A 14063-nucleotide genomic window follows, 5' to 3' on the forward strand; every position below is an offset into this window, starting at 1 on the left:
GTGAAGGCGCTCAGGTAGTCCTTGGTGACGCTGGCGCGCACGCTCTGGCCGGGGACCACGTCGATGTGATACACGCCCGGCGCCGTCGGCGCGGGGAAGTAGGCCTTGTGGCTGCTCGCCTGATAGAGCGAGAGTCCGTGGTTGACCGAGACCGGCGCGCCGCCCTGCGCCCCGCTGGCCCGCACCTCCACGCGGAACTCCACCAGCGCGATCTCAGTGGCCAGGGGGAAGCCCGGCGAGCTCAGGTAGTGCCGCGTGATTCGGGCGTTGTCGATGGGCGTGGCGGCTGGGAACTCGAAAATGCCCTCGCCCAGGAAGGTCCCGCTGCAACGGTGGCTGGCACCCAGGTAGCCTGCTGCGCTCACACCGTCGGCGGCCGTCACGGGTGTGCCATCGCTGCGCAGGACGCGGATTTGGTTGGCTTCCAGGGCCAGGGCCGGGGTAACGGTCGCCGCCAGCAGCAGCAGGGCAAGCAGCAGGCACGGAACGCTTCGGCAACACCCAGTGAACAGACGCGACATGCGGAATCCTCCCAATGATACAGGAGGAATGGGGCAAGGTTCGGGCCAGATCTTTATGAATGATGATCAAGCACTTGGCTGTATTTGGCCGTGGTCAGGACGTGTGCAGGCCCCCAACCTGGGCCAATTGAGCCGGTTCCGGATCGCAGGGCCTGCTATATTGGTCCACCAGTTTTCAGCTTGGAGATCGTCATGGAATACATCCGGAATGCCGTGGGTCGCATGGTCCCCACGGAAGTCAACGGCCGACCCGTCAAGGCCTTCGCGGGCTGCGGACAGACCCCGCCCACGGGTCGCAAAGCCGGGCCGCCCATCCGGCACGGCGCGGACTACCGCGACAAGTTGCTGCCCAACCTGGAAGCGGCGGTGGCCGCGGCCGGCCTGCGCAACGGTTCGGTGGTGTCCTTCCATCATCACCTGCGCAACGGGGATTTCATCCTCAACCAGGTCATGGAGATCATCGCCCGGATGGGTCTGCGGGACATGGTCGTGGCGCCCAGCGCCCTCTTCCCCTGTCACGAGCCGCTCTGCGAGCACATCCGCAGCGGCGTGGTCAGCCACATCGAAGGTTCCATGAACGGTCCTGTGGGCAAGCTCTGCAGCCTGGGCGGCTTCTCGAAGACCGCCATCCTGCGCAGCCACGGCGGCCGCTACCGGGCCATCCAGGACGGCGACCTGCACGTGGACGCGGCCTTCATCTCGGCGCCCACGGCGGATCCCCACGGCAACGCCACCGGGGATCGCGGCCGCAGCGCCTGCGGCCCGCTGGGCTTCGCGCTGGCGGACAGCCTCTACGCGGACTGGGTCACGGTGATCACCGACAACCTGGAGCCCTTCCCCGTCTACCCCTGGATGATCGAGGGCGGCAACGTGGACCGCGTGGTGCAGGTGGAGGCCATCGGCGACCCGGCGCAAATCGTCAGCGGAACCACGCGCGTGGCCGAGGAGCCCGAGCGCGTGATGATCGCCGAGCTGGCGGCCCGCGTGGTGCGCGAGTCCGGCCTGCTGGATGAACCCGATTTCAGCTTCCAGGCCGGCGCCGGGGGCATGAGTCTGAAGTTCATCGAATTCGTGGGACGCCATCTACGGGAGAAGGGCGCCAAGGCCACCTTCGCCCGGGGCGGCAGCACCCAGCTGCTGGTGGACCTGCTGCACGAAGGCCTGGTGGGCTACATCCTCGACGGCCAGAGCTTTGATCTGGCGGGCGTGCGCTCGCTGGCCGACCATCCGCGCCACGTGGCGACCAATCCCTTCGTCAGCTACAACGACCACACCAAGGGTTGCTTCGCGCCGCGGGTCAAGGCCAGCGTGCTGGGCGCCACAGAGATCGACTTCGACTTCAACGTCAACGTGAACACCCACTCCGACGGCTGGCTCCTGCACGGCATCGGCGGCTTCACGGACGCGGCGGACGCGGAGATCACGCTGATCACCGCGCCGCTGACCCGCAAGGTGCACAGCATCGTGGTGCCCCGCGTGCACACGGTGACCGCGCCCGGCGAGACCATCGACGTGCTGGTGACGGATCACGGCGTGGCGGTCAACCCGCGCCGCAAGGACCTGCTGGAGCGGCTGGCGGGCAAGGGCCTGCCGCTGGTGAGCATCGAGGACCTGCACCGCAAGGCGCTGGAGCTGACCGGTGGCCACCAGACCCGGGCCGAGACCGAGGAGGAGGTGGTGGCCGTGATCGAGTACCGCGACGGCACGCTCATCGACACGGTGCGGAAGCTCAAGGTCTGACGCCCGGCCGATGGTGCGGGCGGGCTTCTGGTCTGCCGCGCAGCCTGTTCACCTCAACGGCCCGTGCCCAGCGCGGGCCGTTTTCATTGCCGGACCGGCCGGACGAAAAAAGGCCCGCCGAGGGGCGGGCCATGCAAGACAGAATCCAGCTCGAGCGCGGCTCAGCGGCTGTAGAACTCCACCACCAACTGCTCGTTGAACTCGCCCGGGAACGGCACTTCGTGCTTCTCGGGGAAGTGCAGGAGCTTGCCGGAGAAGTCGTCCTGATTCAGCTCGACGTAGGTGGGCGGCGTGCCCTTGCTGCCGAGGAACTGATGGAAGATCATCGGGATCTTGCGGCTCTTCTCGCGCACGCTCACCACGTCGCCGGGCATCACGCGGGCGCTGGGGATGTTGCAGCGCTTGCCGTTGAGCAGGATGTGACCGTGGGTCACCACCTGGCGGGCGGCGAAGATGTTGGGCGCGAAGCTCATGCGCATGGCCATCACGTCCAGCCGGGACTCCAGCAGGCCCACGAAGACCTCGCCCGTGACGCCGGCACGCATGCCGCGGGCTTTCTCGAAGGTCTTGCGGAACTGCGCCTCGGAGATCATCCCGTAGTAGGCGCGGAACTTCTGCTTGGCGTCCAGGTGGATGCCGTACTCGCTCTTCTTGGCGCGCCGGTTGTGACCGTGCTGGCCGGGAGCGAACCCTCTGCGGTCCATCGGATTCCGTTTGGCGCCGAAGAGATTGGTCTCAAAGCGGCGTGACAGACGGTCCTTGGGTCCACGGTAACGAGACATCGTGCTCCTCCTTGGTGAATGATTCACCGGAGCCCCGGACTCAAATCCCGCCCAGTGCGGGCCCGCTACGCGGGTTCCGGGGAGCTACCTCCGTAGTGAAAAACAAGCCTCAAGAGTAGTGCTCCTCCACTGAAGATCCAAGAGCAGCGTGGACTTCCCTTGCCGGGAGATCTCCGGCGCCGGGCTGACCCACCCGCTGGACAGCCCTCTGGAGAGCTGGAATCCGCTCTCTGGACTTCAAGAATGCAGAAGGCCGGCGGACGACAATTCAAGAAATGTCTATGACGGACAAGGGGATCATTCTGGCCCAGGGCTTGCCAACACCGTCTTCGAGGTTGGCGCTGTTCGGGAGAACGGCCCCGGACCGGCGGCCCCTGCGCCGGTCTTCGACAAATCCCATTTCCAATAAAGGACACGGACATGGATGGCCCGCGCGCTCCTCCGTCAGGGGGGAGATGTCGAGGTCAGGTCAGGCGGGGCGGTTCGCCGCCCCGGTTTCAACCCAAAGGAGGCAGGAATGAAATGGTTGTTGGGCGTGCTCGCGTGCGGCTGGATCAGCGCACAAGCCGCGGTTCGCATCCACGAGGTCTGCTACGACCCCGCCGGCACGGACACGGGGCTGGAGTGGGTGGAGTTGATCAACACGGGCCAGGATCCGGTGGACCTGGGCGGATGGCTGCTGGACTGTTCGGGACCGAACCTGCTGCTGCCCGCTTTGATCCTCGGACCCGGCCAGGTGCTGGTCGTGCACAACAACGCCCCGGCGGAGCTGCCGCCCGCCGGGCCGGAGCTGTGGTTCACGGGCGCCAGCCTGGGCAACACCCACGGCTTCGTGGGGCTGTGGAACACGGAACAGCAGACGCTGGAAGGCCTGCGCGACTACATGCAGTACGGAACCACGGGACACTCCTGGGAAAGCCAGGCCGCGGAAGCCGGCATCTGGCCGCTGGACGCCGTGCTGCCCGACGTGGAACAGGGGCATTCCCTGCGTTACTCGGGCGCGGGCGGCGGTCCCCAGGCCTGGCTGGACGAAAGCGACCCCCAGCCTGGCGACGGCAGCACCGTGCTGGCGGACCCGCCGGCGGGCGGGCAGCCGGCCAGCCCCACCTTGCTGGACGTCTGGCCCAATCCCTTCAATCCCGAGACCCGCGTCACCTTTCTGCTGCCCCGGACCCAGCGGGTCCGCCTGCAGGTGGTGGATCTGCTGGGACGCGAGCTGCGGGTGCTGGAGGACGGCCTGCTGCCGGCCGGCGTGCACGAGCGCCGGCTCCTGTTGAGCGACCAGCCGGCGGGCTGCTACCTGTTATCCCTGCAGGCCGGGGAGAGCCAGTCCGTGCGCAAGCTTCTGTTGGTCAAATAGCCCGGGCCTTGAAGGAAGCGGGCCCGGGCGTCGCCCCGGCCCGCTTGTCCACTGCCGCTCTTTTCATAAGCTGTGTCGCGGGTAGAGTCTTTCATTCCACGACACCATGCTGAATCGGACGGGCATCCTGCTGGGGCTCCTGTTGCTGACCTGTTGCACGGTCCGGGCGCAGGGCCTCGCCATGGGCGCTCCGTCCGGGAGCGCCCCGCGGCTGGGCGTGGTGCTCAGCGGCGGCGGGGTGCGCGGCCTGGCGCACATCGGCGCCCTGCGCGCCCTGGAGCGCAGCGGCATCCCCATTTATTGCCTGGTGGGCAGCTCCACCGGTGCCGTGGTGGGCGGGCTCTACGCCTGTGGCTATTCGCCCGACGAGATCGATTCCCTGCTGGGCCGCTATTCGTGGGGCGACCTGTTCCAGGATCGCCCGGACCGCCGGTTGATGTCCATTGGTCGCAAGGACGTGAGCGATCGCCACCTGGTGGAGATCCGCCTGCAGGGCTGGAAACCGCAGTGGGTGCGCAGCTTGTCCTCCGGGCAGCGCGTCAGCCAGGCCCTGGCGGAAATGGTTTGGCGTGCGCCCATCCAGGGCTTCGGGAATTTCGACCGCCTGCGCGTCCGGTACCGGGCGGTGGCCACGGATCTGAGCTCCGGCCTGCGGGCCGAGCTGGGCGGCGGCGACCTGGCCGAGGCCATGCGGGCTTCCATGTCCGTGCCCTTCCTGTTCCAGCCCGTCAAGCTGGATGGCCGCCTGCTCATCGACGGGGGCATCGCCGACAACATCCCGGTGGAGACGGCCCGCAAGCTGGGCGCGGATCTGGTGCTGGTGGTGGACGTGACCAGTCCGCTGCGCGACGAGAAGCAGCTGGCGGAGGCCTGGGAGCTGGCGGACCAGATCGTCGGCATCATGCAGGTGGACAACAACCAGCGCAGCCTGGCCGCCGCGGACCTGGTGGTGCGCCCGCACCTGCCCCGCACGCCCATGAACGTGCTGGGGAGCCGCGAGCAGTTTCAGCAGGCCGGCGAGGAGGCCCTGTTGGCAGAGCTGGAGCACCTGCGCCGCCTGCTTCATCCGGCCTGCCCCGGTCCCCGGGAAGCGGCTGCGGACGGCTGGGTGGCGGATCTGCTCACCGAGTTGTGGAACGGCTCCGCCTGGGTGGCGGCCGGCTCCCTGGAACATCTGCTGTCGCCTGGCCCCGAACTGCCGGGCCTGATGGAGACAGGCCCCCGGACGCGCCGCCAGGCCCTGGAGCTCCGCCGGGAATTGGCCGCCTGCGGCAGCTACTGCGAGGTGGACCTGCAGCTGGCGGACAGTCTGTCGGATCCCTGCGTCCATCGCCTGCGCCTGACCCCCAACCCTGTGCTGCAGTCCGTGGCCGTGACAGGGCTGGATCCCATCCGCGAGCGCCTGCGCTCGGAGCAGTGGGCCGAACTGGGGGTGGACAGCCTGCTGTCCTGCCTGGGGGTGGGCCAACCCCTGCAGCGGGCCGTGCTGGACCAACAGGTGGACCAACTGTTGATCCGTCTGCGTCGCGCGGGCTTCGCGCTGTGCGAACTGGATTCGATGGACTGGGCGGACGGCCGTTTGCGGCTCTTCTTCCAGCCCGGACAAGTGGACACGCTGCGCGTGGACGGATTGGTGAAACTGCGGCCGGGCGTGCTGTTGCGGGAATTCCGGCCGCGCGCCGGCGAGGTCTTCTCCGTGCGCCAGGCGGACCGCAGCATCGGCCGCCTGTTCGCCAGCGGACTCTACGAACAGGTGTACCTGCGCCTGGAACGCGACCGCGGGCGCAACGTGGCGATCCTCCACGCCAGCGAACGGGCCTTTCCCGCGCTGCGCGCCGGCCTCCATTACGGCTCCGCCCGCCAGGGCGAGGGCTTTTTCCAGATCCTCTGGGAGAACCTGCTGCGCCGCAGCCTGCGCGGCGAGGCCGCCTGGCTGCTGGGCGCCTGGCGCAGGGAGCAGCGGGCCTCGCTGGAGAGCGACCGCATCTGGAAGACCTGGCTGACCACCCGCCTCAACATCTGGCAGTGCCAGGAGGAACTCCACTTCCCGCACGCCTCCGGCACGGGCATGACGGAACGCTCCACCCGGGCGATCCAGCTGCGCCTGGGCCAGCAGATCCAGGGCCTCGGCAGCGTGTTCCTCAGCGGCGGGCTGGAATGGGAGGAAGAGGAGCAGGACGGACTGGAGCACTCGCGGCAGTTGGCCCGGTTGGGCCTGCTCAGCCGGGTGGACAGCCGGAACCGGCGCGTCCTGCCGCGTAACGGCGAGTACCACGAGGCCTCCTTTGAACAGCTGGTGCCGCGGGGCCAGGGCGGGGACGCGGCCTTCCGGGCCCGGGTGGCGGTGGACTCCTGGCGCAGCCTGGGCAACCACACGGGCCAGCTGTCCCTGCTGGCGGGGACTACGGACAGCCCCGAGCGGCGCGACCGCTTCGAACTGGGCGGGGACGACTGGCTGCGCAGCCTGCCGCCGGCGGAGCTGGCGGCCCGGCGCTTGCTGGGGGTGCGGGCGGGCTGGCGCATGGTGCTGGGCCAGAGCTGGCCGGGGGAGTGGTCTGCTTCCCTGCGCTGGTCGGCGCTCGGTCTGACCGACGACCTGGACGACTGGCCGCGCCGGCGCGGGTTCGTCCAGGAGGCGGGCCTGGCGCTGCATCTGGGCAGCTGGCTGGGCGAGCTGGCCGCCGGCGTGGCCCTGCTCACCGACGCCGGTCCGGCAGATAGTCCGGGCCCGCGGCTCTGGGTCGAGCTGGGCCATCCATTCTAGCCGCCTTTCTAGCCGCCTTGCGCTGCCGGCCGTGAATCCCGTAACTACCTGCATGAACGCACACCCGGACATCCTGGACACGCGCACGCTGCGCATCGGCGGGCTCCAGCTGGAGAACGCCCTGTTGCTGGCGCCGATGGAAGGCTACAGCGACCAGCCCTTCCGCCGCATCTGCCGGCGGCTGGGTGCCGATCTGGTTTACACCGAGTTCACCTCCAGCGAAGGCCTGGTGCGGCTGGCGGGCCGTACGGCCAGCAAGATCGCCCTGGCGGAGGACGAGCGCCCGGTGGGAATCCAGATCTACGGCCGCGACGCCGGCCGGATGGCCCTGGCCGCCCTCCGGGCCGCCGAGAACGGACCCGACCTGTTGGACATCAATTTCGGCTGCCCGGCGCGCAAGGTCTGCGGGGGCGGGGCGGGTTCCCAACTCATGCGGGAGCCCGAGCTGCTGCTGGAGGTCGCCGGGGCCGTGGTCCGCGCCGTGGAGCTCCCGGTGACGGTGAAGATGCGCCTGGGCTGGGACGAGGGCAGCCGCAACGCCGTGGAGCTGGCCCTGCGGCTGCAGGATCTGGGCGTCCGCGCCCTCACCATCCACGGCCGCACGCGCTGCCAGAAATTCGAGGGCGAGGCGGACTGGGACGGCATCGCCGAGGTCAAGCGCGCCGTGGAGATTCCAGTCATCGGCAACGGCGACGTCAAGAGCCCGCCGGACGCCTTGCGCCTCTTCCTGCACGCGGGCGTGGACGCCGTGATGATCGGGCGGGCCGCCATCCACTACCCCTGGATCTTCCGCGAGACCCGCGAATTCCTGCGCACCGGCACGCCCTGTGCGCCACCTGGGCTGGCGGAGCGCGTGGCCCTGCTCCGCGAGCACCTGGACCTCGCGCTGGCCCACAAGGGCGAGCGCCGCGCCGTGATGGAAATGCGCAAAATGTACGCGGCCTACCTGCGCGACTATCCGGGCATCCGCGCCCTGCGGATGGAGCTGATGGCCGTGGACGAGGCCCCGGCCGTGCGCGAGCGCCTGGAGCGCCTGCAGGAGGAAGTGGCCGGGTTGGACGGCGACGAATCGGCCCCACCCGGCTGGACCCCCGCCGCGGTCGCGTCGTGAGCGCCGAGCGCGCGCCCTGGCTGTTGCTCAGTCTGGGGGATCCGGCGGGCATCGGTCCCGAAGTGCTGCTCAAGGCGGCCCGGCGCTGGCTGGATGCGGAGCGGCCCGCCGGGCTGGCGCTGACGGCGCCCCTGGCCCTCGTGCAGGCCCAGTGCCGGCAGCTGGGGTTGGATCTGCCCCTGCTCGAGGCCCATACGCTGCCCACGGAAGCGCCGCGCGCCCTGCTGGTCCTGGGCTGGGAGGCCGGTCCCGGCGGCCCGGCCGAAGCCCCGGCCTGGTCTGCGACGGCAGAGCCCGAGCGCTGCGCCAGCCGGGCGGGCGGGCTGGCCTCCTGGGCCTCCCTGGCCCGCGCCGCCTCCCTGGTCCTGGAGCAGCCCGAGCGCCGGGCGCTGGTCACCGCCCCCGTCAACAAGCACTCCCTTAAGCTGGCGGACTTCCGCTGGCCCGGGCACACGGAGTACCTGGGCTGGCTCTGCGGCGTGGCGGATCCGCTCATGTGGCTGACCAGCCCGCGCCTCTCCGTCGGACTGGTGAGCAACCACGACCCCGTCGCCGGGCTGGCCGCGGCCGTCACGCCGGAACGCGTGGCGGCGAAGATCAGCCTGGCGCTGGACTATGTGGGACGGCGCTTTCCGGGCGAGGAGCTGGTGGTCCTGGGGCTGAATCCGCACGCCGGGGACGGGGGCACGCTGGGCCGCGAGGAGGTGGAGTGGCTGGGACCGCTGGTGGCCGGACTGCGCGCCCGGGGTCTGCCCGTTCGGGGGCCGCTGCCCGCCGACGGCGCCCTGGCCCGCGGGCAAGGCCGCTTCCTGGCCATGTATCACGACCAGGGGCTGCCCGTCTTCAAGTTGGTGGCCGGGGCGGAGGGCGTGAATGCTACCTTGGGTCTGCCCCTGATCCGCACCTCGCCCGATCACGGAACGGCCTTCGATCTGGCCGGCCAGGGCCGCGCGGACGAGGGCAGCCAGTTGTCCGCCCTGGAGGAGGCCCTGCTCCTGCTCAACGGAGATGCCCCGTGCTGAAGGTCCAACCCGCCGGCGCTTACGAGGTGCTGGCCTCCTTCTATGACCAGCTCATGTCCCACGTGGACTACCCCATGTGGGCGGATTTCGTGCGCGGTGTCTGGGACCTGCACGCCCGGGTTCCGCTGGACAGCGCCTACGACGCGGCCTGCGGCACCGGCCGCTTCCTGGACGCCCTGCACGAGAAGGGTCTGCGCCTGGCGGGCTCGGATCTCTCGGAAAACATGCTGGAGGCGGCCCGGCGCCGGCTGGGACGGCGGGCCCAGCTCTCCCGGCGCGACCTGCGCGAGCTGACGGATCCCGCCCGCTGGCGCCTGGTGACCTGCCTCTACGATTCGCTCAACTACCTGACCGGACCGGGCGAGCTGGTGCGCGCCCTGGGCCGGCTGGCGGCCCTCTCCGCCCCGGGCGGCCTGGTGGTCTTCGACATCTGCACGGAGCGCAACAGCCTGGCCTACTTCAACGACCGCACGGAGCGCGAGCAGAACGGCGAGTGGGTCTGGGAGCGCCACAGTTGGTACGAGCGGACGGCCCGGCTGCATCACAACGACTTCCTGCTGGACCACCTGCCCTCCCGGCGGCGCTGGGCCGAGTCCCACCTGCAGCGCATCTACCGGGTGACGGAGGTGGAGGAGGCCGCCCGCCAGGCCGGCCTGCACGTGCTGGCGCGCTACGCCGAGTTCAGCCTGCGGCCGGGTGGCGAAGACGCCGACCGCGTGCACTTTGTCACACGACCGCTGGGGACCCCGTGCTGAGCGCGCCCGCTCCGCCGCCACGCCTGCCGCTGCTGGAGACCCGCGGGCTGGAGTTCGAGTACCCCGGCGGTTTCCGGCTGGGGCCCGTCGATCTGCGCCTGCACGCCGGCGAGCTGGCTGCGCTGTCCGGCGAACCCGGCGTGGGCAAATCCACCCTGCTGCGGCTGCTGGCCGCGCGTCTGCCCGCCCAGGCCGGCACCCTGCTCTTCCAACAGGAGCCGCTGACCTGGAGCGCGGGCGGGCTGGCCGCCTGGCGCCGCCGCCTGGGTGTGCTGGATCAGTCCACCACGCTGCCCGCCGGGCGCAGCACGCGCGACCTGATGCGCCTGAGCCTGGCGGCCCGCGGCCTGGGCGGGCGCGACCGCCGGCGCGAGGCCATGCGCATCCTGGGCGAGACGGGCCAGCTCACCCGGGCCGACCTGCCCTGCGGCAGCCTGTCCACAGGCCAGTCCCGCTGGGCGCAGCTGGCCCTGGCCCTCTGCGGCCTGCCCGATCTCCTGCTACTGGACGAGCCCTTCGCCCACCTGTCCCCCGACCACCAGGACGAGCTGCTGGCTTTCCTGGTGCGTCAGTCCTCCCGCGGCACGGCCATCCTGTTCTGTCTGCACGGCGACCGGCCCCGGCTGCCGGAGGGAACGCGCCGGCTGCGCCTGGAGGGCGGGCGGCTGGAAGGCGACGGCCAGGGATGGCGCCGATGATCTGGTGGACGGAGGCCCTGGGCCTGCTGGCCCGCTCGCGCTCGCGCAGCCTGCTGCTGGTGCTGGTCTGGACCCTGACCCTGACCCTGTGCGGCGCGCTGGGCTGGGCCTGGCGCAACAGCCCCCGCCTGCGCGAGGCCTGGACCAGCCGCGTGCCCGCCGAGTGCTACCTGGAGCAGGCCGACGCCCCCACCCTCGATGGGGTGCGGCGGACCCTGGCGGGCAGCCGCACGCTGGAATGGGCCGGGCTGCTCGATCCCGCCCAGGCGGCGGCCGAGTTCCGCAGCGGCTTCGATCTGGACGTGGTGGAGTTGCTGGGCGAGAATCCCTTTCCCACCACCGTGCTGTTGCGCGTCCGGCCGGCGGCCGAACTGGCGCAGCTAGACCGGGATCTCGCGGCCCTGGACGCGCTGCCCGGCGTGTCCGGCGTGCACGTGGAGCGCGAGCTGTTGGGCGAGTTGGGCGCCGGGCTGCGCCGGGCGGGGCGTGCGGCCCTGGTACTTCTGCTGCTGATCAGCGCGCTCACCGCTGCCCTCCTGGCGGCTGCCCTGCGCTCACTGCGGCGTGCCTGGCGGGGCGAAGCTGTGCTGTTGGCCTTCCAAGGGGTCCGTGCCGGACCCCTCGCACGGCCGCTCCTCATTGCGCTGGCCCTACCCGCACTGGCAGCCTTACTCATCTCCTGGCTACTATTGGCCGGACTGCAGCGGCTGCCGGCAAGGTTGGGCTTGTCCGGCGCCGTTGAGGCGCCGCTCTGGCCCCTGCTACTGGGTGTTGCGCTGCCGCTGGTCGTGGCGTCGGGGTTCGTCCTGCGTCGCATGGGCCGCCTGATCATGCGCGGCGAATAGCTGTGCCCGTTCCCGCAGAATCACGTTCCGGCAATTGGAGAACATGCATGCCGCAGCTTCAGCCACAGCCAATCGCTGCCCGTCCAGATGTCGCTGGATCGGAGCGATGAAGATCCTCTTCATCACGCTCAAGGCTGATAACGCCCATGTGCTCCGCTGGGTGCAGGGAGCCCTCGACGCCGGACACCAGCCGGAACTCCTCTGCCTGATGCCCTGTCGCCCGGTACTGGACATTCCCACCACAATCATCGACACCGACTCTGGGCCCTGGGCCAAATCCATTGGCCGACTCCACTTCATCCTGGCCTGCCGCCGCGCCATCCGTCGCCTGCGGCCGGACTTGGTCCACATTCACTTCATGGACCCGACCCTGACCGTGTTGGGATGGATACAGGCTTCGCCCTTGCTGGTCTCGGTGTGGGGCAGTGACTTGGCCATGCCTCGCAGCCTGCTTAACGAAGGCTTCCGGCGGTTGGGAATCCGCGCCGCTGACTGCGTCGTGGCTACAAATCCCTTGCTGGAATACATGGCGCGCGCGCATGTAGGGTTGGACGCGCCGGTAGAGGTGATCCCCTTCGGCGTGGACACGCGCTTGTTCACCCCTGGAGCCGATCCCCCCGACCGGCCCTTCCGCATCGGCTTCGTCAAGCATTTGGAGTGGGTATACGGTTACGATGTCCTGATTCGCGCCGTCGCCATCGCCGTGCGTCGGGTGCCTGACCTGGAGCTGCATATCGTCGGTGAGGGAAATCGCGAGGCGGAAGCAAGGCGCCTGGTTCAGGAGGCGGGGTTGGGCGAGGTGACGGTGTTCCGGGGGCGGATCCCCAACGCGCAGTTGCCGGAGCTGCTACGCTCCTATCATGCGTTCGCCATGCCCTCGCGCAGCGAAAGCTTCGGTGTAAGCGCCCTGGAGGCGTCCGCCTGTGGCGTGCCAGTGGTGGCCAGCCGGGCCGGTGGCATCCCGGATGTGGTGCGTGACGGCGAGACGGGTTTCCTGGTGCCGCCACGGGATGCCGACGCGCTGGCCGAACGCCTGGTCTGGCTAGCGGAGCATCCGGCGGAGGCCCGCCGCATGGGCCGGTCGGGACGGCAACTGGTGGAGAGGGAGTTCGCCTGGGACGACTGTGTGATGAAGATGGAGGCGGTCTACCGTCGGTTGACCGGGAGCGCAGCCAGCTCTCGCAAGAGACCGGCATAGCGCCGGGCCAGGGCTCCACGCTCGTAGCGCAGGTGGAAGTCAGGACGCTCCGGGTACCCACCCTGAGCCAATCGGTCCAGCATGCGCTCAAGCGCCGCGGCGATGCCGTCAGCATCCTCCCCATCCGCCGCTTCTCCCCGGCCGCTTTCCAGTATCAGTTCACGCAGAATGCCGGGCGGGCTGGCCAGCAGGATGGGGCGGCCCAGTCGTAGGTACTCAAACGTCTTGCCGGGGTAGACTAAGTGCCCGTTGGGCATGGTGAACATGTAATTGAGCAGGATGTGGCAGGCGGACAGGGCCCGCAGCACTTGTCGGTGGGCCAGGAACCCGCAGAGCTCCACGACTTCCGGATGGCGCATAGCCGCCACTCGCTGCGCCAAGGCGCGGTTGTTGTGGCCGTAGATACGGAGTACCAGGCGGCCGACCAGCTGCGGACGGCGATCCAGCACCTTGTCCAGCGCATCGAGGATCCCTTGAAAGGAGTAGGGACCACTAATGCCACCCGTAGCGCCGGCGTATCCCAGTACCAATCCACCGGGCTCAGGCTGGGGCAGGTCGGGGCCGAAATCCTCCTCATCATAGCCATTGGTGATCAGTGCGGCGCGCTCCGGCTCCCGCAATTGTTGGCGGATCCAGGCGTCGAAGCCGGGGGTGACGCTGACCACTCGGTCGGCCTGGTTGATTGTCCAGCGCTCCAAGTGCGTCTGGGTCCAACGGAACCAAGCCGTGTTCGGCGTCTGAAGTGGATCCAGCGCCCACATGTCGCGGACATCCAGCACTAGTTTCAGGTTCGGTCGCCACCGACGCAATAGTGGCACCAGTAATGACATGGAGTTTGGTGGGCTGGTGATTAGCACGGTGTCGATCCCGTGCTCTAGGATCAACGCCTTGGCTCGTCGCAGCATGGCCGGCAGATAGCGAAAACGATTGTCAGGAAATGGGATCACGCTGCGGAAAACCCAGCCTGCGACCCGCAGCCAACGGGGTCGGCGCGCCTTGTCCTGGACGCTGGGCGCAACCGGGTGGGGGTTGGCTACCGAGATGGTGATGCCTTCCAGTTCCGAACCGAGGGACGGGTCGGCATCCTTGGACTCAAAGCCCCCCGTGAGCACGATGATCGGCAGGCCGTCCCGATGCAGGTACTTGGCCAACTTGACCATTCGCACCGACCCGCCTCCGCCGACGAACGGATGAAAATCGTATGCAATAAGCAAAATCGGCACAATCATTCAGACATCAACCTTCCAGCGCAGCTTTGATAGATTCA

Annotated in this window: 12 protein-coding genes; 9 read left to right on the forward strand and 3 right to left on the reverse strand. The window is 69.2% G+C overall.

The genetic code is table 11. The features are described 5' to 3' along the window. The coding region (locus tag WC326_14225; protein ID MFA7332222.1) for a hypothetical protein at nt 1-521 on the reverse strand (521 nt) is incomplete at its 3' end. 192 nt (nt 522-713) lie between these two features. Here WC326_14225 and citF point away from each other — a divergent pair. Continuing rightward, complete coding sequence (gene citF, locus WC326_14230) at nt 714-2261, forward strand: citrate lyase subunit alpha (protein ID MFA7332223.1); 1548 nt, start codon at nt 714-716, stop codon at nt 2259-2261. Between the two features lie 161 nt (nt 2262-2422). Here the strand turns inward: citF and rpsD are convergent, their stop codons facing one another. After that, nucleotides 2423-3043 (reverse strand): 30S ribosomal protein S4, encoded by a 621-nt coding sequence (gene rpsD / locus WC326_14235; GenBank protein ID MFA7332224.1) that lies wholly within the window; start codon nt 3041-3043, stop codon nt 2423-2425. A gap of 517 nt (nt 3044-3560) precedes the next feature. On the opposite strand from rpsD, the gene WC326_14240 reads away from it, so the two are divergent. From WC326_14240 to WC326_14275, 8 genes are all read left to right on the forward strand, one after another. Next, complete coding sequence (locus WC326_14240) at nt 3561-4403, forward strand: lamin tail domain-containing protein (GenBank protein MFA7332225.1); 843 nt, start codon at nt 3561-3563, stop codon at nt 4401-4403. Between the two features lie 106 nt (nt 4404-4509). Then, the gene (locus WC326_14245; protein ID MFA7332226.1) at nt 4510-7167 is read left to right on the forward strand and encodes a patatin-like phospholipase family protein; all 2658 of its coding nucleotides are present in this window, start codon (nt 4510-4512) and stop codon (nt 7165-7167) included. A 52-nt stretch (nt 7168-7219) separates the two neighbouring features. Then, nucleotides 7220-8278: a tRNA dihydrouridine synthase DusB gene (gene dusB, locus WC326_14250; GenBank protein ID MFA7332227.1), complete on the forward strand. Its 1059-nt coding sequence runs from the start codon at nt 7220-7222 to the stop codon at nt 8276-8278. Beyond that, nucleotides 8275-9300, forward strand: a complete 1026-nt coding sequence (locus WC326_14255; protein MFA7332228.1) for a 4-hydroxythreonine-4-phosphate dehydrogenase PdxA — start codon at nt 8275-8277, stop codon at nt 9298-9300. Before dusB ends, WC326_14255 begins: the two co-directional genes overlap by 4 nt. Beyond that, nucleotides 9294-10055: a methyltransferase domain-containing protein gene (locus WC326_14260; protein MFA7332229.1), complete on the forward strand. Its 762-nt coding sequence runs from the start codon at nt 9294-9296 to the stop codon at nt 10053-10055. The genes WC326_14255 and WC326_14260 overlap by 7 nt, the downstream gene beginning before the upstream one ends. Next, nucleotides 10049-10753 carry an ABC transporter ATP-binding protein gene (locus tag WC326_14265; protein MFA7332230.1) on the forward strand — a complete coding sequence of 235 codons (705 nt, stop codon included), beginning with the start codon at nt 10049-10051 and terminating at the stop codon, nt 10751-10753. Before WC326_14260 ends, WC326_14265 begins: the two co-directional genes overlap by 7 nt. Next, the gene (locus WC326_14270; GenBank protein MFA7332231.1) at nt 10750-11598 is read left to right on the forward strand and encodes a hypothetical protein; all 849 of its coding nucleotides are present in this window, start codon (nt 10750-10752) and stop codon (nt 11596-11598) included. Before WC326_14265 ends, WC326_14270 begins: the two co-directional genes overlap by 4 nt. Before the next feature lie 106 nt (nt 11599-11704). Continuing rightward, nucleotides 11705-12796, forward strand: coding sequence for a glycosyltransferase (locus WC326_14275; GenBank protein MFA7332232.1), 1092 nt, complete (start codon nt 11705-11707; stop codon nt 12794-12796). Here WC326_14275 and WC326_14280 read toward each other — a convergent pair. Continuing rightward, the gene (locus WC326_14280; protein MFA7332233.1) at nt 12745-14025 is read right to left on the reverse strand and encodes a glycosyltransferase family 4 protein; all 1281 of its coding nucleotides are present in this window, start codon (nt 14023-14025) and stop codon (nt 12745-12747) included. The genes WC326_14275 and WC326_14280 overlap by 52 nt on opposite strands. Nucleotides 14026-14063: the final 38 nt, after the last annotated feature.

Source organism: Candidatus Delongbacteria bacterium (assembly GCA_041675285.1).
Lineage (GTDB): Bacteria > CAIWAD01 > CAIWAD01 > CAIWAD01 > CAIWAD01 > CAIWAD01.